This is a genomic window from Achromobacter sp. Root83, assembly GCF_001428845.1.
Lineage (GTDB): Bacteria > Pseudomonadota > Gammaproteobacteria > Burkholderiales > Burkholderiaceae_B > Achromobacter.
Genome location: NZ_LMIU01000001.1, coordinates 596,515 through 620,836 on the forward strand (window position 1 = coordinate 596,515; position 24,322 = coordinate 620,836).

General features: G+C 67.3%; 20 protein-coding genes. 9 read left to right on the forward strand and 11 right to left on the reverse strand.

What is annotated here, in order from left to right; all coding sequences use genetic code 11:
• The first annotated feature begins 13 nt into the window (after window positions 1-13).
• From ASE30_RS02665 to ASE30_RS02685, 5 genes are all read left to right on the forward strand, one after another.
• A complete protein-coding gene (locus tag ASE30_RS02665; protein ID WP_057282691.1) occupies window positions 14-1,015 on the forward strand; it encodes a tripartite tricarboxylate transporter substrate binding protein in 1,002 nt (333 codons plus the stop codon).
• A 76-nt stretch (window positions 1,016-1,091) separates the two neighbouring features.
• Window positions 1,092-1,955, forward strand: a complete 864-nt coding sequence (locus tag ASE30_RS02670) for a sulfurtransferase (RefSeq protein WP_057283240.1) — start codon at window positions 1,092-1,094, stop codon at window positions 1,953-1,955.
• A gap of 6 nt (window positions 1,956-1,961) precedes the next feature.
• On the forward strand, window positions 1,962-4,280 hold the full coding sequence (locus ASE30_RS02675) for a molybdopterin guanine dinucleotide-containing S/N-oxide reductase (RefSeq protein ID WP_057282692.1): 2,319 nt from the start codon (window positions 1,962-1,964) through the stop codon (window positions 4,278-4,280).
• 78 nt (window positions 4,281-4,358) lie between these two features.
• On the forward strand, window positions 4,359-4,814 hold the full coding sequence (locus ASE30_RS02680; RefSeq protein ID WP_057282693.1) for a MarR family winged helix-turn-helix transcriptional regulator: 456 nt from the start codon (window positions 4,359-4,361) through the stop codon (window positions 4,812-4,814).
• 144 nt (window positions 4,815-4,958) lie between these two features.
• The gene (locus ASE30_RS02685; RefSeq protein ID WP_057282694.1) at window positions 4,959-6,485 is read left to right on the forward strand and encodes an MFS transporter; all 1,527 of its coding nucleotides are present in this window, start codon (window positions 4,959-4,961) and stop codon (window positions 6,483-6,485) included.
• 13 nt (window positions 6,486-6,498) lie between these two features.
• Here ASE30_RS02685 and ASE30_RS02690 read toward each other — a convergent pair whose 3' ends face one another.
• The 7 genes from ASE30_RS02690 to ASE30_RS02720 all read right to left on the reverse strand — a co-directional run bounded on the left by ASE30_RS02690 (window position 6,499) and on the right by ASE30_RS02720 (window position 15,371).
• Window positions 6,499-7,776, reverse strand: a complete 1,278-nt coding sequence (locus ASE30_RS02690) for a nitrate regulatory protein (RefSeq protein WP_057282695.1) — start codon at window positions 7,774-7,776, stop codon at window positions 6,499-6,501.
• Window positions 7,777-7,789: 13 nt separating this feature from the next.
• Window positions 7,790-8,569 (reverse strand): uroporphyrinogen-III C-methyltransferase, encoded by a 780-nt coding sequence (cobA, locus tag ASE30_RS02695; protein ID WP_057283241.1) that lies wholly within the window; start codon window positions 8,567-8,569, stop codon window positions 7,790-7,792.
• Window positions 8,570-8,586: 17 nt separating this feature from the next.
• The gene (locus ASE30_RS02700; protein WP_057282696.1) at window positions 8,587-10,335 is read right to left on the reverse strand and encodes a bifunctional protein-serine/threonine kinase/phosphatase; all 1,749 of its coding nucleotides are present in this window, start codon (window positions 10,333-10,335) and stop codon (window positions 8,587-8,589) included.
• A 13-nt stretch (window positions 10,336-10,348) separates the two neighbouring features.
• Window positions 10,349-11,161: a formate/nitrite transporter family protein gene (locus ASE30_RS02705; RefSeq protein WP_057282697.1), complete on the reverse strand. Its 813-nt coding sequence runs from the start codon at window positions 11,159-11,161 to the stop codon at window positions 10,349-10,351.
• A gap of 49 nt (window positions 11,162-11,210) precedes the next feature.
• Window positions 11,211-11,561 carry a nitrite reductase small subunit NirD gene (nirD, locus tag ASE30_RS02710; protein ID WP_057282698.1) on the reverse strand — a complete coding sequence of 117 codons (351 nt, stop codon included), beginning with the start codon at window positions 11,559-11,561 and terminating at the stop codon, window positions 11,211-11,213.
• The gene (nirB, locus tag ASE30_RS02715; protein WP_057282699.1) at window positions 11,561-14,122 is read right to left on the reverse strand and encodes a nitrite reductase large subunit NirB; all 2,562 of its coding nucleotides are present in this window, start codon (window positions 14,120-14,122) and stop codon (window positions 11,561-11,563) included. The genes nirD and nirB overlap by 1 nt, the downstream gene beginning before the upstream one ends.
• A gap of 361 nt (window positions 14,123-14,483) precedes the next feature.
• The gene (locus tag ASE30_RS02720; RefSeq protein ID WP_057283242.1) at window positions 14,484-15,371 is read right to left on the reverse strand and encodes a LysR family transcriptional regulator; all 888 of its coding nucleotides are present in this window, start codon (window positions 15,369-15,371) and stop codon (window positions 14,484-14,486) included.
• Window positions 15,372-15,599: 228 nt separating this feature from the next.
• On the opposite strand from ASE30_RS02720, the gene ASE30_RS02725 reads away from it, so the two are divergent.
• Window positions 15,600-17,231, forward strand: coding sequence for a GMC family oxidoreductase (locus tag ASE30_RS02725; RefSeq protein ID WP_057282700.1), 1,632 nt, complete (start codon window positions 15,600-15,602; stop codon window positions 17,229-17,231).
• Here the strand turns inward: ASE30_RS02725 and cfa are convergent.
• Complete coding sequence (gene cfa, locus ASE30_RS02730) at window positions 17,213-18,403, reverse strand: cyclopropane fatty acyl phospholipid synthase (RefSeq protein WP_156407515.1); 1,191 nt, start codon at window positions 18,401-18,403, stop codon at window positions 17,213-17,215. The genes ASE30_RS02725 and cfa overlap by 19 nt on opposite strands.
• A 340-nt stretch (window positions 18,404-18,743) precedes the next feature.
• Here cfa and ASE30_RS02735 point away from each other — a divergent pair, with 340 nt between their 5' ends.
• From ASE30_RS02735 to greB, 3 genes are all read left to right on the forward strand, one after another.
• Window positions 18,744-19,610 (forward strand): alpha/beta fold hydrolase, encoded by an 867-nt coding sequence (locus ASE30_RS02735; protein ID WP_369819297.1) that lies wholly within the window; start codon window positions 18,744-18,746, stop codon window positions 19,608-19,610.
• 68 nt (window positions 19,611-19,678) lie between these two features.
• Window positions 19,679-20,524 (forward strand): 3',5'-nucleoside bisphosphate phosphatase, encoded by an 846-nt coding sequence (locus tag ASE30_RS02740; protein ID WP_057282702.1) that lies wholly within the window; start codon window positions 19,679-19,681, stop codon window positions 20,522-20,524.
• 68 nt (window positions 20,525-20,592) lie between these two features.
• The gene (gene greB / locus ASE30_RS02745) at window positions 20,593-21,144 is read left to right on the forward strand and encodes a transcription elongation factor GreB (RefSeq protein WP_057282703.1); all 552 of its coding nucleotides are present in this window, start codon (window positions 20,593-20,595) and stop codon (window positions 21,142-21,144) included.
• Between the two features lie 124 nt (window positions 21,145-21,268).
• On the opposite strand, the gene ASE30_RS02750 is transcribed toward greB, so the two are convergent.
• The 3 genes from ASE30_RS02750 to ASE30_RS02760 all read right to left on the reverse strand — a co-directional run bounded on the left by ASE30_RS02750 (window position 21,269) and on the right by ASE30_RS02760 (window position 24,217).
• The gene (locus ASE30_RS02750; RefSeq protein ID WP_057282704.1) at window positions 21,269-22,297 is read right to left on the reverse strand and encodes a DctP family TRAP transporter solute-binding subunit; all 1,029 of its coding nucleotides are present in this window, start codon (window positions 22,295-22,297) and stop codon (window positions 21,269-21,271) included.
• An 82-nt stretch (window positions 22,298-22,379) separates the two neighbouring features.
• Window positions 22,380-23,678 carry a TRAP transporter large permease gene (locus ASE30_RS02755; RefSeq protein WP_057282705.1) on the reverse strand — a complete coding sequence of 433 codons (1,299 nt, stop codon included), beginning with the start codon at window positions 23,676-23,678 and terminating at the stop codon, window positions 22,380-22,382.
• Complete coding sequence (locus ASE30_RS02760) at window positions 23,675-24,217, reverse strand: TRAP transporter small permease (protein ID WP_057282706.1); 543 nt, start codon at window positions 24,215-24,217, stop codon at window positions 23,675-23,677. The genes ASE30_RS02755 and ASE30_RS02760 overlap by 4 nt, the downstream gene beginning before the upstream one ends.
• Window positions 24,218-24,322 lie beyond the last annotated feature (105 nt).

A 24,322-nucleotide genomic window follows, 5' to 3' on the forward strand; every position in this document is an offset into this window, starting at 1 on the left:
GGAGACAAACACCATGCGCATTCCCTTCATGAACCTGATCGTTCGGCGGCCCCTGCGCGCCGCGGCCGCCGTGACGCTGGGCCTTGTCGCCCTGGCGGGCGGCGCGGCGCACGCCGCGTATCCCGCCAGGCCCATCACGCTGGTGGTGGGCTTTCCGCCGGGCGGCGGGGGCGACCTGTACGGCCGTCTCATCGCCACGGCCATGGGCAAGACGATCGGCCAGACCGTCATCGTCGAGAACCGGCCGGGCGCAGGCGGCAACATCGCCGCCGGCCTGGTGGCCAAGGCCGCGCCGGATGGCTACACCATCCTGCTGGCCATGAGCGGCAACCTGGCGGTGTCGCCCGCGCTCAAGCCGCAGAGCCTGCCGTACAAGGTGCCCGACGATTTCGCGCCGGTCGGCCTGATCCTGGAGGCGCCGCATGGCCTGTTCGTGGCTACGCAATCGCGCTTCAAGACGGCCCAGGAAGTCATCGGTTCGGCGAAGGGCAAGGAGATGACTTTCGCCTCCACGGGGACCGGCGGGGCGGCCCACATCGGCATGGAGACGATCAAGGAACTGGGCCATCTGAAGCTGCTGCACGTGCCGTACAAGGGATCGGGCCCCGCCATCACCGACATGATGGGCGGGCAGATCGACATGTTCTTCGCGACCGCGTCGCCGCTGGTGCCGCAGGTGCAGCAGGGCCAGTTGCGCGTGCTTGCCCTGACCGGCAGCCAGCGCAGTCCGGTGTTGCCGGACGTGCCCACCTTCAAGGAACTGGGCATCGATATGACCATGACGCAGTGGTATGGCCTGGCCGCCCCGGCCGGCACGCCGCCCGATGTGCTGAAGGTGCTGTCCGACAATCTCTCGCGCGCGCTGAAGGACCCGTCGGTGCAGAACGCGATCCGCAAGGACGCCGCCATGGAGCGCGACCTGCCGCTGGATCAGTTCAAGCAGTACATCGTGCAGGACATCGCCAACTACCGCAAGGCCGCCACCCCAAGCCTGCTCAAGCAGATCGGGCAATAGGCGCGATATTCCCCACCTTAATCACGGAGACTTTTTCATGTTGCAGAACAGGACCGATACGCGCGCGGGATCACGCATGCACACCACCCTGATCAGCGCGGATGAACTGGCCCGGGCCCTGGCCGGCCCGCAGGCGGACCAGGTCCGGGTCCTGGACTGCGGCTTCGAGCTGACGGACCCCGCGGCGGGCCAGCGCCAGTTCGATGCCGGCCACATTCCGGGGGCGGCCTATGTGCATCTGGAAGACACGCTCAGCGGCCCGAAGACGGGCACCAACGGGCGACATCCCTTGCCGGACCCCGGCGCGCTGGCCCGGGCGCTGGCGGCGCTGGGCGTCGGCGACGGCACCCAGGTCGTGGCCTATGACAATGCCGGCGGCATGTACGCCGCGCGCCTGTGGTGGCTGCTGCGCTGGATCGGCCATCAGTCGGTGGCGGTGCTGGATGGCGGCGTGGGCGCCTGGCGGGAAGCGGGCCATCCGCTGACCACCGATGCGCCGATGGCGCGCGCGCCCGGCAACCTGCGGGCCCGCGACGGCGGTTTGGCCACGTTGCGCTACGCGCAGTTGCTGGAAACGCGCGGCGCGGACGGCCCGCTGGTGCTGGATGCGCGCGCGCCCGACCGCTACCGCGGCGAAAACGAAACCCTGGACGCGGTCGGCGGCCACATCCCGGGGGCGCGCAACCGCTTCTTCCGGGACAACCTGGCCGCCGACGGCCGCTTCCTGCCGGCGGACCGCCTGCGCCAGGACTTCCAGGCGCGCATTGGCGACCGTTCCCCCGCCGATGTGGTCCACCAGTGCGGCTCTGGCGTGACGGCATGCCACAATCTGCTTGCCATGGAAATCGCCGGCCTCTCCGGCGCGGCCCTCTATCCCGGCTCGTGGAGCGAATGGAGCGCGCAAGCCGGCGCCCCGGTCGCCACCGGCCCAGAAGCCTGAGCCCTTATGGATCACGCCACCTCCCGCCCGATCCGCCCGGACACCGGCCGTAAACCCCACAGCGCCCATTGGGGGGTGTTCTCGGCCGCCTGGAAGAACGGCGCGCTGGACGTTCAGCCGCATCCGGGCGACCCGGACCCCAATCCCTTGATCGACAATTTCATCAACGCGCTGGACCATCCGGTGCGCGTGACCGCGCCGATGGTGCGGCGCGGCTGGCTGGAAAATGGCCCGGGTCCGGACGCGCGCCGCGGCCGCGATGGCTATGTGCAGGTCGGCTGGGACGAGGTCCTGGACCTGCTGGCCGGCGAGCTCCGGCGCGTCAAGGAACGGCACGGCCCGGAAGCGGTCTTCGGCGGTTCCTACGGCTGGTCCAGCGCGGGCCGCTTCCACCATGCCCAAAGCCAGGTGCACCGATTCCTGAACACCGCGCTGGGCGGTTACGTGCGGTCGGTCAACAGCTACAGCGCCGGCGCCTCGGCCGTGATCCTGCCGCATATTCTGGGCAGCATGGACGATGTGGCGCGGCGCAACGTCACGTGGGAGCAGATCGTCGAACACACCGACGTGGTGCTCGCGTTCGGGGGCATGGCCCTGAAGAATTCGCGCGTGGCCAGCGGCGGCATCAGCCGGCACATCGAACGGGAGTCCATGCGGCAGGCCGCGGCGCGCGGTTGCCGCTTCATCAATATCAGCCCGCTGGCGTCGGACTTTCCGGACGACGCGAAGGCGGACTGGGTGCAGGGCGTGCCCGGCACCGATGTGGCGTTGATGCTGGCGCTTACGCATGAACTGGTCGCCAACCGCCAGCACGACGAGGCCTTTCTGGCGCGGTACTGCGAAGGGTGGGATGGCTTCCTGGCGTATCTGCAGGGGCATCAGGACGGCCAGCCCAAGAACGCGGCCTGGGCCGCGCCGATCTGCGGCGTGCCGGAAGACCGGATCATCGACATCGCGCGCCTCTTGCCCGGCAAGCGGGTGCTGGTCACGGTGGCCCATTCGCTGCAGCGCGCGGAGCACGGCGAACAGCCGGTCTGGATGGCCGCGGTGCTGGCGGCGGCGCTGGGCCAACTGGGCCTTCCCGGCGGCGGCTATGCCTACGCGCTGGGCACGCTGGCCCACTACGGCAAGCGCAGCAACGCGGTGCCTGTGGCGTCCTTGCCGCAGGGCGTGAATGGCGTGAAGGCCTTCATCCCCGTTGCGCGCATTTCGGACATGCTGCTGCATCCCGGCGCGCCCTTCGATTACAACGGCAAGCGCATGCCGTATCCCCACATCCGGCTGGCCTATTGGGCGGGCGGCAATCCCTTTCATCACCATCAGGATCTCAAGCGGCTGACCCGGGCCTTCGCCACGCTGGACACCTTCATCGTCCATGAGATCGGCTGGACCGCAACCGCGCGCCATGCCGACATCGTGCTGCCGTGCACGATGACGCTGGAACGCGAGGACATCGGCGGCGCGCCGACCGACCCGCTGCTGGTGGCCATGCACCGCATCGCGGCGCCCAACGGCCAGGCGCGCGACGACTACGACATCTTCGCGGACCTGTCCGAACGCCTGGGCACGCGGCAGGCCTTCACGGAAGGGCGCAGCAGCGGCCAATGGCTGCGCCACCTTTACGAGAAGACGCGCGCCGCGTTGCAGGAAAAGGGACTTTACGCGCCGGACTTCGACCAATTCTGGGAACAGGGCGAGCTGGCCCTGCCGCAGCAGGACGATGACGGCGGCATCTTGCGCGCGTTCCGCCAGGATCCCGCCGGCAAGCCCTTGCCCACGCCCAGCGGCAAAGTGCAGATCAGCTCGCCTGCCATCGCCGGCTTCGGCTACGCGGATTGCCCGGGACACCCCGCGTGGCTGGCGCCGCAAGATGCGCCAACGCCGGCCTATCCGCTGTTCCTGGTCGCCAACCAGCCCGCCACGCGGCTGCACAGCCAGCTTGATTTCGGCGCGCACAGCGTGGCCCAGAAGCGGCAGGGCAGGGAAGTCTGCACCCTGCACCCGCGGGACGCCGAGGCGCGGGGCATCGCCGAGGGCGACATCGTGCGGCTGTTCAATGCGCGTGGCGCCTGCCTGGCCAGCGCCACGCTCAGCGCAACGGTCATGCAGGGCGTGGCGCAATTGCCCACCGGCGCCTGGTACGACCCGGTGGACGACGCCGACGGCAATGTGGCGCTGTGCGGCCACGGCAATCCCAACATCCTGACCCGCGATGTGGGCACCTCGTCATTGGCGCAGGGCTGCAGCGGCCAGCTCACGGCGGTGCAAGTGGAGCGTTTCGACGGCGCCTTGCCGCCCATACGCGCCTTCGACGGCCCCCGGTAAGCGAAGGGGGCTTGCCATGTAGCTGCCTAGGCAGCTAATATGCGGGCTTGTCCTCCAACGCCTCGCGCCAGGTCCACCATGAGCAACGCTGCCCCCTCCGTGCTGGACGAGTTTTGCACCGGCGAGCTCGGCTTCCTGGTGACCTCCGTGCGCAACGGCATCCACGAGGCGCTGGAGCGCGAACTGGCGCCTTTGCAGATCACCGTTCAGCAATACGTGGTGCTGAACTGCATCGTCAAGGGATGGGGCCGCACGCTCAGCGATTTCTGCCGCGTGCTGGCCTACGATTCCGGCGCCATGACGCGGCTGCTGGACCGCATCGAGGCCAAGGGATTCATCCGCCGCGTCGAAAACGCAACGGACCGCCGCAGCTCGCTGATCGAACTGACCGAGCAGGCCCAGGCCGCCTTCCCGCAGGCGCGTCAGGCGACCGAAGTGGCGATCCGCCGGCTGCTCGACGGGTTCTCGGAAGCCGATGCCGAAACGCTGCATAAGCTGTTATCACGCATCCTGATCAATGCCAGGGCGGACTGATTCTTCGGTCTGCTTTTTTTTAATTATTTATCTGCCTAGGCATATACAGCCTGGGCATAGAACCCACCGCCACCATGCACATCCCGTTCCCCTCCGCCATTACCGTGTCTCGATGCGCGGCTTCGGCCTGACGCCAGATCGCTCATGTCCCACCCCAAACCCCCCATCGCGTTGCTGCTGGTCATCGGCGCGCTGACCTTCATCGACTTCCTGCAGAACGGCATGGCGACGTTCGCCGCCGCGCCCATCATGGGCGAGATCGGCGCCAGCCCGGAGGAATACACGACCATCGCCGTGATCTATGCCTGCGTGGCGGTCGTGTTGATTGCGTTGCAGGGCTGGCTGGTGCATCACCTGGGGTTGCGGCGCTACCTGCTGGCGTCGCTTGCGGCAGCGGCGGCGGGCGCGGCCGTCTGCGCGCTGTCCCGCGGCCAGGCCGGGTTCCTGCTGGGCCGCGTGCTGATGGCCGTGGGCTGCGCGGCGATGCTGACGTCGTCGCGGCTGACGGTGAATCTGATTCCACCCGGCCCGGCGCGCTTTCACGGCATCAAGGCGCTGGCCACGGGACTGTGCACAGGCACGGCGCTGGCGCCATGGCTCGCATCCGTGGCGGTGGAACACCACGGATGGCCGCTGATGTTCTGGCTGGTCGCCGCCTTGGCTATCCTGGCGATGATTCCCGTGGCGATCGCCATGCCGGGCAGGGAGGGCACGGCCACGGTGGCGGGGCAGGCGCGTTTCGTGCCGGTCGCGGCGCTGGGATTGGGCAGCTTTCTGCTGCTGCATGCCTTGCAGCGGTCCTATTACGATTTCTTCAGTGACCGCTGGCTGTTGCTGCTGTACGCGGCGGCGGGGCTGGCGGCGCTGGCCTATTTCGTGCGCGCCGAAACGCGTAACGGCGCGCCGCTCTTGAAGCTGGGCGGCCTGAAAGAGGCGCGGTTCCTCAGCGGCCTGGCGCTCTTCATGCTCTGCTACCTGATGCTGGGCGCCAACGGTTATCTGGTGCCCCAGATGATCCAGCGCGCGCTGGGTCATCCCTGGTCCACCGCGGGCCAATTCCTTGCGCTGGGATTGGGCGCCGGGGTGCTGACGTTCGCGGCGATGTCGCAGCTGCTGCCGCGCTGGCCGTCGCCGCGCAAGTTCTTCGTCGCGGGGTTCCTGGCGTTGGCCGCATTCGGGGCGCTCATGTCGCGGCTGACGCCCACGGCCAATCTGTGGACCGACGTGTTCCCGGCATTGGCGTGCTATGGCGTGTTCATCATGATCGTCATGCCGACGACCGCCATGCAGACGTTCACGGGCCTCACGCGGGATCCGGCGGTTTTCGCGCATGCGCAGCAGGTGAAGAACATGCTGGCGCAGATCGGCCAGGCGCTGGGCATCATGGTGGCCACGGTAGGGCAGCAGTGGTTTGCGTCCCGGCACGACGACGCGCTGCGGCGCGGCCTGGTGGCGGGCAATGTGCGCCTGGAGGCGGCGCTGGCGCAGTTGACGCAATATTTTTCGGCCGTGGCCGATCCGGCGCAGGCACGCGACATGGCGGCGGCCCAGATCGGGCAGATGGTCAGCCAGCAGGCGGCGCTGCTGGCCAATCTGGATCACTTCAGGATATTGGCCGCGGTGGCGCTGGGCGGGGTGATGGTCAGCCTGATCCAGCGGGTGTTCCGCTAGGGTGGAAGGACGCTCAGTTGCCGGCCAATTGGCCGATGACCTGCCGCGCCACGTCCGACACGGACACGCCGCCGTCCATGGCGGCGCGCTGCAGGCGTTCGTGCGCGGCCTGCTCGGTCAAACCGTACTGGCTGATCAGCAGCAGCTTGGCGCGGTCGATGCGCTTTTTTTCTTCCAGGGCGCCGCGCACGGCGCTGAGCGCATCGTCCGTGCGTTGCATGCGTAGCGTCTGCTCGCGCATCATGTCCAGTATCGACCGTTCCAGTTCGCTGCCCACGCCGTCCCGGGGCGCGGTGTCCACCAGCCGGCTTTGCATGCTGAACACCATGCTGGGCGCGCGGCCGCTGGCGTGGTCGGCATAGCGGCTCAGGAGCAGCCGGCGGTCGTCCAGCTCCTGGCGGGTTTCGGCGATGCGGTGTTCGCACTGGCGCGCCAGCGCCTGGGCAAGCAGGCGTTCGACGTCCCGCATCGCGTCGATGCGCGCGGTGCACAGGTCGAACCACAGCTCGGCCAGCGCGCCGTCCACGGGCTGGGCGTCGACGGTCTGCTGCGCCATTTCACGCAGGCGCTGCACCGGCTGGCCCTGTTGCTGGATGGCTTGCCAGCGCTGCAGGGCGTCGCCGTCCGCGTACTGCGCGTAGATGTCGAAGCTGCGCCCCTGATTGGCGGCCAGGCCCAGCATGCGGGCCTTCTGGGCGTCCGTGAAAAAACCCGCCCTGAACCCGGTCACGCCGCAGGCGCGTTCCTGGCCGCTAAGCTCCTTGCCCTGCATGAAGTTCAGCAAGGCCACCAGGATGCGGGTGACGCCGGGATCCAGCGCCGAGTCGGCGGCTTCGAACACCACCGCCAGCAGGCTGCCGATCACTTGGGTGAAGCGCGCGTCCGCGTCTTCCGCGGGTATCGACTGGTCGCGGACCTGGCGGCGCAAGCCGGGCAGTTCGTCCAGGCGGAACAGCGCGAACGCGATGGCATTGAGCAGGCGGGCCTTGCCACGGCCATGCCCCGTGTCGGCCGCAAGGCCGTCGAGAAAGCCGCGCGCATCCGATTCGACAGTGGTGGCCTCCGCGCTCAGGCCGGCAAGTGTCTGTAGCAGGCGGTGCTGTGGCAGGCTTTCCGCCGGGCCGCAGAGCGTCAGGCTGGAGTAGCCGCGCTCCTTTTGCAGCGCATGCACCAGGGCGCTTATGTGCACCACCAGTTCGCAGGTTCCCGCCAGCGCTTCCAGGCCCTGGAGTTCGCTGCGCCGGGCGGCTAGCAGAAAACGCAGCGGTGGCGGCATGTGGCGTTCGGCCATGAAGGTTCCGGATTCAGGCGCTGCGGCGCAGCGAGGGTTCGAACGGGGACAGCGCCGGCAGCGGCGCGTCGGCGGCGCCCAGGACCTGGCAGGCGGCGACCTCGCCGATGATCAGCACGGCCGGGCTGCGCAGGCCGAAGGCGTCGGCGTCGCGCTCCATGGCGGCCAGCGTCGAACGGCATTCGCGCTGATCGGACAGCGAGGCGCGTTCGATCATGGCGACGGGGGTGTCGGCGGCCATGCCGGCCGCGCGCAATTGGCTGCTCATGTCTTGCAGTTTAGCGACTCCCATGTAGACAACCAGCGTGGTGCCACTGCGTGCCAGGCCGGTCCAGTCTGGCGTCGTGCCATCCCGTGAATGAGCGGTAATCAGTGTAACGCCCTGCGCCATGCCGCGTTGCGTCAAGGGAATGCCGCAGGACGTGGCGGCGGCAAGTCCGGCGGTGATGCCATTGACGATTTCGCAGGCCACGCCGTGGTCGCTGAGCCATTGGGCCTCTTCGCCGCCGCGGCCGAAGATGCAGGGATCGCCGCCCTTCAGGCGCGCCACGCGCAAACCCTGCCGGGCATAGCGCAGCATCAGGCGCTGGATGAATTCCTGCGGCGTCGATCGACAGCCGCCGCGCTTGCCCACGTACACCAGGCGCGCCTGCGGACAGTAGTCCAGGACCTGCGGATTGACCAGGTCATCGACCAGGACGACATCGGCGCGGCCCAGCGCCTTCACCGCTTTGAGCGTCAATAGTTCGGGATCGCCGGGGCCGGCGCCGATCAGCCATACATTAGGATTCATGGCATGCACACCTGTACTCAAGATTTGAACAATAGGACGGCGACCGTGATGGCCAGGACCAGGCACAGTCCCTTCCAGAAGGCCACGGGATTGCGTTCCAGCAAGGGCAGGCGTTCGCCCCGGCCGGCGGCGTCGGCCGGATGGCGCAGCGCATAGGTGAATTCGGACAGCTCGGGGGTTCGGGCCTGCGGATCCGGATGCAGGGCGCGGCTGAGCACGCTGTCGATCCAGACGGGAATCTCGCGGTCGCGGTCCAGCACGGAAACGTAGTTCAGCCGCATTTGCGCCGCGCGGCTGCGGGCGCGTGCCGCTTCGGCGCCATAGGGCAGCCGGCCCGACAGCATCTGGTAGAGCATGGCGGCCAGCGAATAGATGTCTGACCGGGAGGTGCCTTCCTCGCCCAGGAAGTACTCGGGCGCGGCGTACTGCGCGGTGCCCAGGACGGGCATGGGCTCGCCGTCGGCCTGCGCCTGCTCCTGTATGCCGGCGGCGCGGGTCGAGCCCAGGTCGATGATCTTTGCCGTGCCGTCCGGCGTGATGATGATGTTGTCCGGCCGCAGATCCTGATGCACGATCTCCAGCCGGTGAAAGGCCTGCAGGCCGCGCGCGATCTGTTCGATGATCTCGATGGCCGGTTCCAGGTCCGGCCGCGGGTTGGCGGCCATCCATTGCGTCAGCGTGCGGCCTTCGATGTACTCGCTGACCGTGTAGAGCGTTCGGCGCTGACGGGTGCGCGGCCAGGCGCGCACGACGTGGCGGCTGTCGATGCGGCGCGCGATCCATTCCTCGGTCAGCAGGCGTTCCAGGTAGGCCGGGTCATGGCGCAGGTCCAGCGACGGGATCTTGATGACGACCGTGTCGCCGCTGGCGATGTCACGCGCCAGATAGACGTGGCTGCGGCTGCTGGCGCGCAATTCGCCGGTGATGCGAAAGCCCTCGAATTCCTGGCCCACATCCAGCAAAGGCGGGCAGGGCAGGCTGCCGGAATACTGCGCGAGTTCGCTGGCCTGGCGCGCGGGCAGGGCGTCGATGCGCACAATCTGCATCGTCAGGTTGTCGTCGCTGCCGCGTTCCAGCGCCAGCCGCACCAGCGCGCGCGCGGCATCGTCCAGCGTGTCGGGATGCGCGGCGACGGTGTCCCGGTAGTCCTGTTCGGTCAGGTGCTCGTACACGCCGTCGGTCGCCAGCAGGAACACGTCGCCCAGCTCCACGGGCTGGGTGTGATAGTCGATTTCCAGGTGCGGCGACAGGCCCAGCGCGCGGCCCAGATAGCTTTTGTCGTGCGCCACCCAGACGCGGTGATCCTCGGTAAGCTGTTCCAGCGCGCCGTCGCGCAGGCGGTAGATGCGGGCGTCGCCGATGTGCAGGATATGCGCCGTGGTCGCCTTGAGCACCATCACGGTCAGGGTGCACACGTAGCCCCGGTCCTGGTCCTGGCCGTGGCGCTGCCGGCTTTGCGAATGCAGCCAGGCATTGGCGGCGCTCAGCACCTTCTGCGCCGATTTCTTCACCGACCAGGTTTCGGGGGTGCAGTAATAGTCTTCCAGGAAGCTTGCCACGGCGGTTTCGCTGGCGATGTGGCTGACGTTGCTGCTGCTGATACCGTCGGCCAGCGCGATCGCGATGCCCTTGGCGCCCAGCAGCGGCTCGCCCGGCACGCACAGCCCGTGGAAGTCCTGGTTGACGGGCTTGACGCCCGGCTCCGTGTGCTGGCCCACCGCCACCTTCAAGGAGGCGGCGAGGGCGCCGGGCGCGTAGCTGTCCATGAAAAGCGCGCGTTCAGTTGAAGCGGCGTTTGGGCGCGGTCTTCATGTGCGTGGTGTAAAGCGTCAGACCGGTCAGCGAGATGCCGCCGATCAGGTTGCCCAGCACCACGGGGATCTCGTTCCAGATCATGTAGTCCATGATCGAGAAATTGCCGCCCAGGATCATCGCCGACGGGAACAGGAACATGTTGACGATGGAGTGCTCGAAGCCCATCGCGAAAAACAGCATGACCGGCATCCACATGGCAATGACCTTGCCGCTGACGGACGTGGAGATCATCGCGCCCACCACGCCCAGCGACACCATCCAGTTGCACAGCACGCCGCGGATGAAGATGGTCAGCATGCCGCCGGCGCCGTATTCCTTGTAGCCCAGCGTGCGGTTTTCGCCGATGTGCGAGATGACCTCGCCGACCTTGTTGGGCGGCACCGAAAAGCCATAGGTGAAGACGATGGACATCAGGACGGCGACGGTCAGCGCGCCCAGGAAATTGCCCACGAACACCAGGCCCCAATGCTTCAGGATGCCGTTCACGGTGACGCCCGGGCGCTTGTCGAACAGCGCCAGCGGCGTCAGGACGAACACGCCCGTCAGCAGGTCGAAGCCCATCAGATACAGAATGCAGAAGCCCACGGGAAAGAGCGCCGCGCCCAGGATGGGCGAACCGGTCTGCACGGTGACGGTGACGGCGAACACCGCGGCGATCGCCAGGATGGCGCCCGCCATGAAGGCGCGGATCAGGACGTCGCGGGTCGCCATGTAAAGCTTCGATTCGCCCGCATCCACCATCTTGGCGACGAACTCGGAAGGAACTAGATAGGACATGATGTTTCCTGTTGCTTTGCTGATATTGAATGGAGTCCGGCGGCACCCGTCAGGCGATTTCCACCGCGTCGCCGTTGAAGCGCGCCTGCCAGGTCCGCAGCCGCTGTTCGGGGTATTGCACGCAGCTTCCATCCGCCAGGCGGAAGTGCTGCTTGTAGAGCGGAGAAGCCACCACCAGGTCGCCGCCCAGATGGCCGACGATGCCGCGGCCGATCACGTTGACGCCCGACTTCGGGTCGCGGTTCGATACGGCATACAGGCCTGGTCCGCCTGCGTCCGGCAGATAGAACAGGGCCACCTGCTCGCCGTCCACCAGTGCGACCACGCCGGAGTTCGGCACCAGGTCGCGGCGGTGGCAGGCGTGCTGCCAGACGTGTTGTTCGCAAGCGTGGGCGTTCATCAGACGACCTCCTCGGCGATGGGGATGACGCGCTGCGCCGCGCGCGCCGGGGCGGGCTTGGGCTGGCCGCGTTCCTGCACGAACTGGATGTCGGGGTCGCCCCGGCTGTCGTTGACGAAGGTGCGGAAGCGCTTGAGTTTTTCGGGATCGTCGATGGCGTTGGCCCACTCGCATTCGTAGCGGTCCACCACCAGTTGCATCTGCGCCTCCAGCTCCGCGCCCAGGCCCAGGCTGTCGTCGATGACCACTTGCTTCAAATAGTCCAGCCCGCCTTCCAGGGACTCGCGCCACACGGAAGTGCGTTGCAGCTTGTCGGCCGTGCGGATGTAGAACATCAGCACGCGGTCGATGTAGCGGATGAGGGTTTCGTCGTCCAGATCGGTGGCGAACAGTTCGGCGTGGCGCGGACGCATGCCGCCGTTGCCGCACACATACAGGTTCCAGCCGTTCTCGGTGGCGATCACGCCGATGTCCTTGCTTTGCGCCTCGGCGCATTCGCGGGTGCAGCCGGACACGGCAAACTTCAGCTTGTGCGGCGCGCGCAAGCCCTTGTAGCGGTGCTCGATGTCCAGCGCCATCTTCACGCTGTCCTGCACGCCGTAGCGGCACCAGGTGCTGCCGACGCAGGACTTCACCGTGCGAGTGGACTTGCCGTAGGCGTGACCCGTTTCGAACCCGGCATCGATCAGCTCCGACCAGATGCCCGGCAGTTCATGCAATTGCGCGCCGAACAGGTCGATGCGCTGGCCGCCGGTGATCTTGACGTACAGCTTGTACTTTTTGGCGACGGCGCCGATGGCGATCAGGCCTTCGGGCGTGACCTCGCCGGCCGGAATGCGGGGCACCACGGAATAGGTGCCGTTCTTCTGCATGTTGGCCATGAAGGTATCGTTGGTGTCCTGCAGCGGCACCAGGTGCGGGTCCTGGATGGGGCGGCTCCAGCACGAGGCCAGGATCGATCCCACGGCGGGCTTGCAGATTTCGCAGCCCACATGGCCGCGCCCGTGGCTGGCCAGCAGTTCCTCGAACGACTCGACGCCGCTGACGCGCACGATCGAATACAGCTCCTGGCGGGTGTAGGCGAAGTGTTCGCACAGGCTCTTGTCGACCGCGACGCCGCGGCTGGCCAGCTCGTGTTCCACCACCTGCTTGAGCAGGCCCGCGCAGCCGCCGCAACCCGAGGCGGCCTTGGTGCAACCCTTGACGCTGGCCAGGTCCGTACAGCCGCCGTCGATGGCGTCGCAGATGGCGCCCTTGTTTACGTTGTGGCAGGAACAGATCGTGGCGGTGGCGGGCAGCGCGTCCACGCCCAGCAGCGGCGCGGCCTGGCCTTGGGGCAGAATCAGGCTGGACGGGTCTGCCGGCGGCGCGATGCCGTTCTGCGCGTACTGCAGCAGGGTGTCGTAGTAGCTGTTGTCGCCCACCAGCACGGCGCCCAGCACGCGTTTGCCGTCCGCGGACACCACCAGGCGGCGGTAACTGGAGCCGGCTTCGTCGATGTAGCGGTAGCTGCGCGAGCCCGGCGTCGCGCCGTGCGCGTCGCCGATGGAGCCGACATCCACGCCCAGCAGCTTGAGCTTGGTGGACATGTCGGCGCCCGTGAACGCCGTTTCGGGGGCGCCGCAAAGCTCGGCCGCGACGATGCGCGCCATCTGGTAGCCGGGCGCCACCAGGCCGAACACGGTGCCGCTCCAGGACGCGCATTCGCCGATGGCGTAGATGCGTTCGTCGCTGCTGCGGCAATGGCCGTCGATGGCGACGCCGCCGCGCTCGGCCAGCGCCAGTCCGGCCTTGCGCGCCAGATACACCTGCGGCCGGATGCCGGCCGAGAACACGATCAGGTCGGTTTCCAGCGGCGCGCCTTCGGCAAAGCGCATGCGGTAGCGGTACTGGGTGCCGGGCTTGATGTCCTGCGTGGCGCGCGACAGATGCACGCCCACGCCCAGCGATTCGATGCGGGCCTTGAGCGCCGCGCCGCCGGCTTCGTCGAGCTGCACCGGCATCAGGCGCGGCGCAAACTCCACCACGTGCGCTTCCAGGTTCAGCGACTTGAGGGCGTTGGCGGCCTCCAGCCCCAGCAGGCCGCCGCCCACGACCACGCCGCGCCGCGCGCCGCTGGCGGCCTCGCGGATCAGGTCCAGGTCGTCGATGCTGCGATACACCAGGCGCGACGCGCCTTCGGCCCCGGCGATGGGCGGCACGAAGGGATAGGAGCCGGTGGCCAGCACCAGTTTGTCGTAGGCGGTGCGGCCGCTGGCGGTGACCACCTCTTGCTGGTGGCGGTCGATCTCCAGCACCGGCTCGCCCAGGTGCAGGGTCAGGCCCTCCTGTTCGTACAGCGAGGCCTCGCCCAACGCCATCGACTCGGCATCGCGCCCGTTCAGGTATTCGGACAGGTGGACGCGGTCATAGGCGCGGCGGGTCTCCTCGCCGAAGACGTGGATGCGATAGCGCGCGAGCGCGCCGCGGGCGACCAGTTGCTCGACGCAATGGTGGCCCACCATGCCGTTGCCGATGACAACCAGCGTCTGCAAGGAATCGGAAGTGGCCGCTACATTCATGGGATATCCCCAGGCTTGGATATTCGGGTTTCTGAAAGACAAACGGCGCCCTGGACCTTTCGGTCTGGGCGCCATTGCCGGTACTGCTCGAATTGTCTGGGCGGGTTTGCGCCCGCACATGACCTATCAAGCAAAGTCCGTGCCAGGAATTTGGTAGGGGCGTGAAATAGGGAGATTTCCCCTAAGGTTCATAGGAGGAAAGGGACGCCGGGCGGCGCGCCCGATGCGTTCGGCCTCGCGGTACGCGCAGCGGCCGATGCCTCGAATCGGTGCATAGCCCTGTGCGCCTTGCACCCGTATGGCGCAGCGCAGCATGCCTGCCGAGCGCCGTCGCCGGGCAGCCGAATGCGGCGGCGCCGCCTTAGCCGAACGCGGCCTGCACGGCGGCGAACGCGGCGGCCACCAGCGGGTCCTCGCGGCGCGACGCCTGAGTAATGAAGGACAGCTCCGCCTGGATGGACAGCCCCTTCACCAGCAAGAGGCCATTGGCCTGGGACTCGCGCAGCGCGATGGAGTCGCGGGCCAGGGACAGGCCCACGCCCGAGCGCACCAGATCCAGCATGGACGCTTCCTGGTCCACCTCCGCCACCGCGTGGGGCGCGATGCCCAGCGCGTCGAACTTGGCGGATAGTAGCCGGTGGTGCACGGAATCCGGCGGCGTCCAGATCCACGGCAGCGCCCCGATCTCGGCCCAGCCCCGGCCCGCCACCTGCGCGCTCCAGCCCTTGGGCGCCACCACGTAGTACGCGAACGAGGCCAGCGGCCGCGCTTCGAGGCCGGGCGGATGGCCGGTCTTCTCTTGCGGCCCCAGGAAGAAGCCCACGTCCAGCTCGCCCGAGCGCACTTGCCGGCCGACCGACCCGGACATGCCGTGGCGCAGGGTGGGGCGGATCTTGGGGTAGTGCTCCACCAGGTATTGCAGCGTGGCGCCCAGCCGCAGGAATTCCGGATCCAGGATGGTGCCCATGCGCAGTTCGCCCTGGACCGTGTCGCGCAGGGCGCCGATGGCACGCTGGAAGTCTTCCAGCGCGTCCAGTATCCGTTGGGCCGAAGGCAGCAGCGCCCGCCCGTCCGCGTTGGGCGCCAGGCCCTGGGCGGTGCGCGCGAACAAGGTCAGGTCCAGCGACTCCTGAAAGTTCTTGAGCTGCAGGCTCAGCGCGGGCTGGGTCAGGTGCAGGTGCTCGGCCGCGCGGGTCAGGTTGCCTTCCTGCGCGACGGCGGCAAAGGTGCGGATGTGCTTCAGGTCCATGGCGTCGTCCGAAAAGAAGGGTTGCCGCTGCCGGGAGCGGCCAACCCGGGCAAAGCCGCTGAGCATTATTAGAGATGCTTATAAGGCGTTTTTCAACAATTCATTGGACAGCAACGTGCCGCTGCGCCAGAGTCATGCCAGATGCCCGGCGCGCGTTCACGCGCCGCAGCCGGGTCGGCTCACCCTCGCAGGCGTCCGTCTGGACCCGCGACCTGATAAGAAGAGCTTATGGAGACATACGACTACATCATCGTGGGCGCGGGTTCGGCCGGCTGCGTGCTGGCCAACCGCCTGAGCCGCGATCCCGCCGTGCAGGTCCTGCTGCTGGAGGCCGGCGGGCGCGACAACTATCACTGGATCCACATCCCGGTAGGCTACCTGCACTGCATCGGCAATCCCCGCACGGACTGGATGTACCGCACCGCCGAAGAGCCCGGCCTGGGCGGACGGTCACTGATTTATCCGCGCGGCCGCGTGCTGGGCGGGTGCTCGTCGATCAACGGCATGATTTATATGCGCGGCCAGCGGGAAGACTACGAGGACTGGGCCGCGCTGTCGGGCGACCCCGCCTGGAGCTGGGACCAGGTGCTGCCGGTCTTCAAGCGCAGCGAGGACTATCACCGGGGCGCGGACGAGCACCACGGCGCGGGCGGCGAATGGCGCGTGGAGTCGCAGCGCCTGCGCTGGGACATTCTTGAGGCCTTTGCCAGCGCGGCCGAACAGGAAGGGATTCCGCGCGTGCCGGATTTCAACCGGGGCGACAACTTCGGCAGCGGCTACTTCGAGGTCAACCAGCGGCGCGGCTGGCGCTGGAACACCGCGAAGGCGTTCCTGCGGCCGGTGCAAAAGCGCCAGAACCTGCATGTGATGACCGGGGCCGTGGCCGAGCAACTGGAATTCGACGGCAAGCGCTGCGTCGGGGTGCGCGTGAACCGCGAAGGGCGCGCAACGACATTGCGGGCGCGCCGCGAGGTCATCCTGTCGGCCGGCGCGGTCAACACCCCGCACCTGCTGGAGGTCTCGGGCATCGGAGAACCCGCGCGCCTGCGCGAAAGCGGCATTGCGCTGCGCCACGCCTTGCCAGGCGTCGGCGAAAACCTGCAGGATCATCTGCAACTGCGGGTCATCATCAAGGTGAACGGCGTGAAGACGCTGAACCGCATGGCGTCGACCTGGCTGGGCAAGGCCGGCATCGGCCTGGAATATCTGGTCAATCGCAGCGGCCCCATGAGCATGGCGCCGTCGCAACTGGGCGCGTTCGCCAAGTCGGATCCCGGCCAGGCGCGCGCCAATGTGGAATTCCATGTGCAGCCGCTGTCGCTGGGCGCCTTCGGCGAACCTTTGCACGGGTTTGACGCCTTCACCGCCAGCGTCTGCAACCTGCGGCCCACCTCTCGCGGCAGTGTCCATGCCCAAGGCCCGGTTGGGCGCAAGGGGGCGGAGGCGCCCGTCATCCGCCCCAACTATTTGAGCACCGACGAAGACCTGCAGGTGGCGGCCGATTCGATCCGCCTGGTGCGCCGCATCGCCGCGGCGCCCGCGCTGCAGCGCTACAAGCCGGAAGAGTGGCTACCCGGCCCGGCCTTCCAGACCGAGGCCGAACTGCGGCAGGCGGCGGGCAAGATCGGCACCACCATCTTTCACCCCGTGGGCACCTGCGCGATGGGCCGGGACGCGGACAGCGGCGCGGTGGTGGACGCGCGGCTGCGGGTGCACGGGCTGGAAGGCCTGCGCATTGCCGATGCGTCCATCATGCCGCTGATCACGTCCGGCAACACCAACTCGCCCACGATCATGATCGCGGAACGCGCCGCCGACATGATCCTGGAAGGGCCCGCGGTTCAGCGCAGCGAACGATAGGTCTGCTGGCGTTGCGGATGCGTCAGCATCACTTGCCAGAGCTGCCCCTCGCGGGACCGGAAGAACCCGGCGCAGCACATCAGGTAGTACTTCCACATCCGGTAGAAGCGGGTGCCGTAGCGGGGTTCGAGCGCGGGCCAGGCGCGTTCGAACCTGTCCCACCAGGCCATCAGCGTCCGGTCATAGTCGGCGCCGAAATTGTGCCAGTCTTCGATGATGAAGCGGCCTTCCACGGCCGTCGCGATCTCGCGCGCGGACGGCAGCTTGCCGTTGGGGAACACATAACGGTCGATCCAGGGATCGGTGCTTTGGCTGGTGGCGGCGATGCCGATCGTGTGCAGCAGGAACGCGCCCTCCGGCGCCATCAGGCGCTGCACGTTCGAGAAGTAGGTGTCGTAGTTTTTCGGACCCACGTGTTCGAACATGCCGACCGAGACCACCTTGTCGAAGCGGCCTTCCAGGTCGCGGTAGTCCTGCAGCAGCAGTTCCACGGGCAGGCCCTTCACGCGTTCCTGCGCCAGGGCGAGCTGCTCTTTGGATACGGTCACGCCGGTGACCTTGACGCCGTAGCGCTCGGCCGCGAACTTGGCCAGGCCGCCCCAGCCGCAGCCGATGTCCAGCAGCGTCTCGCCTTCTTTCAGTTGCAGCTTGCGGCAGATCATGTCCAGCTTGGCCAGTTGCGCCTCTTCCAGCGTCTGGGCGTGTTCCCAGTAGGCGCAGGAGTAGATCATGCGGCTGTCCAGCATGGCTTCGAACACGTCGTTGCCCGCGTCGTAGTGCTGTTCGCCAACCTCGAATGCCCGGTTCCGGGATTGCAGGTTGAACAGCTTGTGGCGCAGGTGCTCGGCGATCAGCTTGATGCGCGCCACGCCCAGCGCCGCCGATCCCATGTCCGCGCGCAGAAGGCGCGTGAAAAGCTCGTCAAGCTGGTCGCAGTCCCACTCGCCGTCCATATAGGATTCGCCCAGGCCCAGCGACCAGCTCGCGAAGACCCGCTCGTACATGTGCTTGTCATGGACCTGGATATCCCACGGGCGCGTGCCGTTGATCTGGACGTCCGCGCGCGAAAGCACGTCCTGGAGGACTTTGGGCGGCTGGGGAGGAGGGGGGCTGACGGAGGAATGATCGGCGGAATGATCGGTCAGCGGAGGAACGGGACTGCTTTGCTGCATACGGACTCCATATCAATTTTGGGATGACTGATCTGGCAATGCCTGAAGCTTTTTACTGTGCGCCTGGGCGGGTGCGCAACTCCAATTTAATGATTGGATCGCGCCGATAGGCAACGCCAATTGCCGCGGCGCCTGGCGCCCTTGCGGGCCGATCCGGTTGGGATGATCGTAGCGATGACCGGCCGGATAGTCCAGAGCAAGGCGGCCCGGTCCTATAAGATAGCGGCCAAAGTGCGCTGCCGCCTCGGCCCGCGCCGATCCGTGGAGTGTATCGATCGTGGACAGTCTGGAACCCCGTTTGGATTTCGTCACCTGCGCCAGCCCGGCGGGCCTGCACCGCATGGCCTACTGGGAATGGGGCGATCCGGCCAACGATCAGGTGCTGCTCTGCGTCCATGGACTGACCCGCAGCGGCCGCGACTTCGATGCGCTGGCCCGCCGGCTGGCGGGCCGCTACCGCGTCGTCTGCCCGGACGTGGTCGGGCGCGGCCGTTCGGACTGGCTGGTCAATCCGGCCTTCTACACGGTGCCGCAATATGTGTCGGATATGGTGACCTTGATCGCGCGCCTGCGGCCGGCCGGACTGTCCTGGGTGGGCACGTCGATGGGCGGGCTGATCGGCATGGCGCTGTCGGGCGCGGCGGTCTTCGCGAAGGCCATGCTGGCCATGCGCCCGCACGCGGGCATGCTGCCGCCCGGGCAGGGCATCCGCTTCGACAAGCTGGTGCTCAACGACGTGGGGCCGCATCTGGAAAACGGCGCCCTGGCCCGCATCGGCCAGTATGTGGGCCAGCCCGGCGAGTTTGCGTCCTTCGAAGAGGCGGTTGCCACGATGCGCGCCAACTCCGAAACCTTCGGGCCGCATACCGACGCGCAGTGGGCGGAACTGGCCAAGTACCTGTATCCCGAGCAGGGCGGAAAGTGGGTCAAGCACTATGACCTGGCGATCACCCAGGCGCTGACCGCGCAGACACCCGACGAACTGGCCGCGGGCGAACAGATTTTGTGGCGCTCCTATGACGCCGTCGACTGCCCCGTGCTGATCGTGCGAGGAGAATTGTCCGATCTGCTGACGCGCGCGACCGTCCACGAAATGCTTGAACGCAACCCGCGCGCACAGGCGCACGAGGTGCCCGGCGTGGGCCACGCGCCCACGCTGATCGCCGCCGACCAGGTGGATCCGGTGGCGGATTTTTTGCTGGCCTGACCCGGGGACGGTAATACGGGGACGGCGTGGCGCTATGCCTGGTGCCGGGCCTTCTCTACAATAGCCCCATGAAAGCGCCCACCCTGAACATCGATCTGCATTGCCATTCCACCGTGTCCGACGGCGCGCTCGCGCCCCGGGACGTGGCGCAGCGGGCGCACGCCAACGGCGTGGATGTCTGGGCCCTGACCGATCACGACGAGGTGGGCGGCCTGGCCGAAGCCGCGGACGCGGCCCGGGATCTGGGCATGCGCTTCGCCACCGGCGTCGAAATCTCCGTGACGTGGGCAGGGCTGACGGTGCATATCGTCGGCCTGCGGTTCGATCCCACGAATGCCGTCCTGACCGAGGGCCTGCGCAAGACCCGTTCCGGCCGCGCCGAACGCGCCAAGCGCATCGGCGAACGCCTGGCGGACATGGGCATGCCCGGCGCCTACGAAGGCGCGCTGCCGTTCGCCGGCAACCCCGAACTGATCAGCCGCACGCACTTCGCGCGCTACCTGGTTGAAGCCGGCTACTGCCCGGACGTCCAGGCCGTGTTCACCCGGCATCTGGGCGACGACCGGCCCGGCCATGTGCCGATGCAATGGGCCACGCTGGCCGAGGCGGTGGGCTGGATCCGCGGCGCGGGCGGCCAGGCCGTCATCGCGCATCCGGGCCGCTACAAATACACGCCCACGCAGTTTGCCGCGCTGTTCGACGAATTCCTGCAATTGGGCGGCGTGGGCATCGAGGTCAACACGGGCAGCCACACCTCCGAAGAAGCCCGCCAGTACGCCGACGTGGCGCGCCGCTATGGTTTCCTGGCGTCGCGCGGGTCGGACTTTCATAGTCCCAAGGAAAGCCGGATGGACCTGGGCCGCCTGCCCAACCTGCCCTCCGACCTGAAGCCGGTCTGGCACGACTGGTTCTGACGCGGGCGGCATCGGCCGCCCATTCCGCAAGCCATCATCAGTGACCCCGCCATCGCGGCGCAACCGCCATGAATAAAGCCTTTGTCAAAGAGTCCGACCACGAGGACGACGACGATCTGCCGCAGGCCCAGGCCTTGCCGGCAGGCACCAAGAACTACATCACGCCCGAAGGGTACGAGCGCCTGCGCGCCGAACTGACGCACCTGATGAACGTAGAGCGTCCTTCGGTCGTGCAGGTGGTGTCGTGGGCCGCGTCCAACGGCGACCGCTCGGAAAACGGCGACTATCTCTACGGCAAGAAGCGCCTGCGCGAGATCGACCGCCGCATGCGCTTTCTGACCAAGCGGCTGGACATCGCCGAAGTCGTGGACCCCAAGGCCCAGCCCAATCGCGACCAGGCATTTTTTGGCGCAACGATCTCCTACGTGGACAAGGCGGGCGAGGAACACACCGTCACCATCGTCGGCGTCGACGAAGCCGAGCCCCTGGCCGGCAAGATAAGCTGGATCTCCCCCGTGGCGCGGGCCCTGATCAAGGCCCGCGAAGGCGACACGGTCGTGCTGCGCACGCCCGGCGGGATCGATGAGCTGGATATCCTGGAAGTCAGTTACCCGGACTAGAAAAAAATAACGGGCGCCAGCTTGTGGCCGGCGCCCGTCTGGTGGGCGGGATCTGACGTCCCTGCCTCGGTTGGCGGCTTGCGCCGCCGGTTCCCCTGGGGCTTGCTGCGAATCTGTCGCGGGTTTACTTCTTGCGTTCGGCGATGGACTTTTCGGCCATGTTGACGAGGTCTTCGCCGATCTGCTTCTTCCACTTTTCGTAGACGGGCTTGGTGACCTTCACGAAGGCATCGTGGTCCGCCTGGGTCAGCGTGGTCACGGTGACGCCGTGGCCGGCGATTTCCTTCAGCAGCGACGGGTCCTCGGGCGTGACGCCCTTGCGCGCGATGACGATCTGCTGCTTGCCGGCGTCCAGCGCGGCCTGGCGCACGATGTCGCGGTCCTTTTCAGACCAGGAATTCCAGACTTCGCGGTTGACCACGAAGATCAGCGGATCGGCCACGTAGTTCCACAGCGTCAGGTACTTCTGGCCCACGGTGTAGAGCTTGGAGCCGGTGTAGATGGACAGCGGGTTCTCCTGGCCGTCGACCGCGCCGCTGGCCAGCGCCGGCTGCGCATCCGCCCAGCTCATCTGCGTGGGATTGGCGCCCAGCGCGGTGAACGTGTCGATGTACAGCGGCGAACCCACCACGCGCAGCTTCATGCCCTTCATGTCGGCGGGCTGCTTGATTTCGCGCTTGGAGTTGCTGATCTGGCGGTAGCCGTTTTCGCCCCAGGCCAGCGGCACCACGCCGGCCTTCTCGATGAGCTTGAACATCTCTTTGCCGACGTTGCCTTGCACCAGCGCGTCGATGGCCGCGTAATCGGGCATCAGGAAGGGCAGGGAGAACAGGTTGAGCTGCTTGACCTGCGGCGACCAATTGATGGTGGACCCCACGGCCATGTCGATCACGCCCTGGCGGATGGCCGTGAATTCGCGGGTCTGGTCGCCCTGGACCAGCGAGGTGCCCGGATAGACCTTGATGTTGATGCGGCCCTGCGTGCGCTCGCGCACCAGGTCCGACCAGATGACGGCGCCTTGACCCCACGGGAACGTGGGGCCGACCACGATGGAGAGCTTGTACTCGGGCTTGTAGGTTTGCGCATGCGCGGGCGCCATGCCCACCACGGCTGCGGCGCACAGCGCGGCTCCGATCAGGTTGCGGAATTTCATGTTGCGTCTCCTCTCTTTGCGAGTCTGTCTGTTGTTGTAGTCAAAATGCGTGCGGCTTTCGGAGCCGCCCCGTCCAGCCGTTTCAATAGCCCAGCTTGCGCGGCAGCCACAGCGCCAGTTCGGGGAACACCAGCACCGCGACCAGCACCAGGAACATCGCGCCCAGCAGCCACACCACCCAGCGCACCGTGGACTCCATGGGAACGCGCGCGATGCGGCACGACACCATCAGGTTCACGGCCAGTGGCGGCGTGAACTGACCCAGCGCCACCTTCAAGGTCAGGATCACGCCGAACCACACCGGATCCCAGCCATAGGCGTTGGCAATCGGCATCAGCAGCGGCACGAAGATCAGGAAAATCGAGATGCCATCCAGGAACATGCCGACGGTCATCAGCAGCAGGATCAGCAGCGCCAGCACGCCCCATTCGCCCAGGCCGGAATTGACGATGGCGTGGGTGATCGGGTCGATCACGCTGAGCGTGGACAGCGCCCAGGCGAAGATGCCCGCCAGGGTCACGACCAGCATGATCACGGCGGACAACTCCGCGGCTTCGCGCAGGATGGTGTACAGGTCGCGGAATTTGATCGTGCGGTGAATGAAGCCGCCCACGAACAGGCCGTAGAACACCGCCACCACGGCGGCCTCGGTGGGGGTGAACCAGCCCATGCGCATGCCGCCCAGTATCAGCACGGGCGCGGCCAGGCCCCAGGAGGCGTCGCGCAGGCTCTTCCAGAAAGGCGGGCGCGGCAGGTGCGATTCCAGCGCGCCCATCTTGTATTTGCGCGACAGCCAGACGGCCGGCACGATCAGGGCGAAGCCGGCCAGGATGCCGGGGATCATGCCGGCGGCGAACAGCGCCGGCACGGAGGCGCCGGGAACCAGCACCGAGTAGATGATGAAGGCCACGGACGGCGGAATCAGGATGTCGGTGGCGGCGCCGGCCGCAACCACCGACGCCGAAAACGAACCGGGATAGCCGGCGCGCGACATGGCGGTGATCATGACGGCCCCCACGGCCGCGGCGCAGGCCGGGCCCGAACCCGAGATGCCGCCCAGGAACATGGCCACCGCGATCGACACCAGCGGCAGCATGCCGGGGCCGCGGCCCACGATGGCGATGGCGAAATCCACCAGGCGCTTGGCCACGCCGGAGCGGTCGAAGATGGACCCCACCAGCACGAACATGGGAATGGCGAGCAGCGGATACTTGGCAAGGCCGGCGTAGAAGTTCTGGGGCACCGTCAACAGGCCATACCAGGGCGTGTCCAGGTTGGACAGCACGATGGCGACCGTGCCGCCGATGCCCAGCGCCACGCCGACCGGCACGCCGATCAGCATCAGGACGATGAAGACCGTGAAGAGGATGGCGGCGATCATTGCTGCGCGTCTCCCTGCGTGCCGCGCGCGATGCGGCGCAGGGTGCCCAGCGTGCGCAGTGAGATCGCCGCGGCCATGACCGGCAGCCAGATCGAATACCACCAGGTGGGCACGCCGATGGCCGGCGAGGTTTCCTCGTACATGTATTCGTCCAGGACCAGCTTCACGGACAGCACGGTCAGCAGCAGGAAGAACGCCAGCACGCATCCGCTGGAAATCAGCGCCATGATGCGCTGGCGGCGCGGCGATCCCGAGTCGGCCAGGATTTCGATGCGGATGTGATGGTTGCGGACAAAGGCCACGCTGCCGCCCGCCATCGTCAGCACGATCAGCAGGAACACCGAGATTTCCTCGGTCCAGGCGAAGGACTGGTCGGTGAAATAGCGCACCAGCACGTTCAGGAAGGTAATGATGGCCAAGGTGGCCAGCAGGATCACGGCCAGCCAGTCTTCGATGGCCAGCGGCACCTTCACGGCGGGATCTGCTTGTGCGGGGAGGATCGGTTCGACGGGTTCGGCGGGGGCTTCTTGGCGGGACATGTGAGGCAACGGCCAACGCGCGGGTACGCGCTCTTATAGGTTGGGGTCGCTGCATCCTACCGTCGAGCCGCAAGGGCGGGTGTTCGTGTTTTCCCGCGGTGCGGG

What these genes read in the sequence shown, in the direction of transcription:
- ASE30_RS02665 (WP_057282691.1), top strand. Translation starts at nt 14, where the DNA reads ATGCGCATTCCCTTCATGAACCTGATCGTTCGGCGGCCCCTGCGCGCC.
- ASE30_RS02670 (WP_057283240.1), top strand. Translation starts at nt 1,092, where the DNA reads ATGCACACCACCCTGATCAGCGCGGATGAACTGGCCCGGGCCCTGGCC.
- ASE30_RS02675 (WP_057282692.1), top strand. Translation starts at nt 1,962, where the DNA reads ATGGATCACGCCACCTCCCGCCCGATCCGCCCGGACACCGGCCGTAAA.
- ASE30_RS02680 (WP_057282693.1), top strand. Translation starts at nt 4,359, where the DNA reads ATGAGCAACGCTGCCCCCTCCGTGCTGGACGAGTTTTGCACCGGCGAG.
- ASE30_RS02685 (WP_057282694.1), top strand. Translation starts at nt 4,959, where the DNA reads ATGTCCCACCCCAAACCCCCCATCGCGTTGCTGCTGGTCATCGGCGCG.
- ASE30_RS02690 (WP_057282695.1), bottom strand. Translation starts at nt 7,776, where the DNA reads ATGGCCGAACGCCACATGCCGCCACCGCTGCGTTTTCTGCTAGCCGCC.
- cobA (WP_057283241.1), bottom strand. Translation starts at nt 8,569, where the DNA reads ATGAATCCTAATGTATGGCTGATCGGCGCCGGCCCCGGCGATCCCGAA.
- ASE30_RS02700 (WP_057282696.1), bottom strand. Translation starts at nt 10,335, where the DNA reads ATGGACAGCTACGCGCCCGGCGCCCTCGCCGCCTCCTTGAAGGTGGCG.
- ASE30_RS02705 (WP_057282697.1), bottom strand. Translation starts at nt 11,161, where the DNA reads ATGTCCTATCTAGTTCCTTCCGAGTTCGTCGCCAAGATGGTGGATGCG.
- nirD (WP_057282698.1), bottom strand. Translation starts at nt 11,561, where the DNA reads ATGAACGCCCACGCTTGCGAACAACACGTCTGGCAGCACGCCTGCCAC.
- nirB (WP_057282699.1), bottom strand. Translation starts at nt 14,122, where the DNA reads ATGAATGTAGCGGCCACTTCCGATTCCTTGCAGACGCTGGTTGTCATC.
- ASE30_RS02720 (WP_057283242.1), bottom strand. Translation starts at nt 15,371, where the DNA reads ATGGACCTGAAGCACATCCGCACCTTTGCCGCCGTCGCGCAGGAAGGC.
- ASE30_RS02725 (WP_057282700.1), top strand. Translation starts at nt 15,600, where the DNA reads ATGGAGACATACGACTACATCATCGTGGGCGCGGGTTCGGCCGGCTGC.
- cfa (WP_156407515.1), bottom strand. Translation starts at nt 18,403, where the DNA reads ATGCAGCAAAGCAGTCCCGTTCCTCCGCTGACCGATCATTCCGCCGAT.
- ASE30_RS02735 (WP_369819297.1), top strand. Translation starts at nt 18,744, where the DNA reads ATGGCCTACTGGGAATGGGGCGATCCGGCCAACGATCAGGTGCTGCTC.
- ASE30_RS02740 (WP_057282702.1), top strand. Translation starts at nt 19,679, where the DNA reads ATGAAAGCGCCCACCCTGAACATCGATCTGCATTGCCATTCCACCGTG.
- greB (WP_057282703.1), top strand. Translation starts at nt 20,593, where the DNA reads ATGAATAAAGCCTTTGTCAAAGAGTCCGACCACGAGGACGACGACGAT.
- ASE30_RS02750 (WP_057282704.1), bottom strand. Translation starts at nt 22,297, where the DNA reads ATGAAATTCCGCAACCTGATCGGAGCCGCGCTGTGCGCCGCAGCCGTG.
- ASE30_RS02755 (WP_057282705.1), bottom strand. Translation starts at nt 23,678, where the DNA reads ATGATCGCCGCCATCCTCTTCACGGTCTTCATCGTCCTGATGCTGATC.
- ASE30_RS02760 (WP_057282706.1), bottom strand. Translation starts at nt 24,217, where the DNA reads ATGTCCCGCCAAGAAGCCCCCGCCGAACCCGTCGAACCGATCCTCCCC.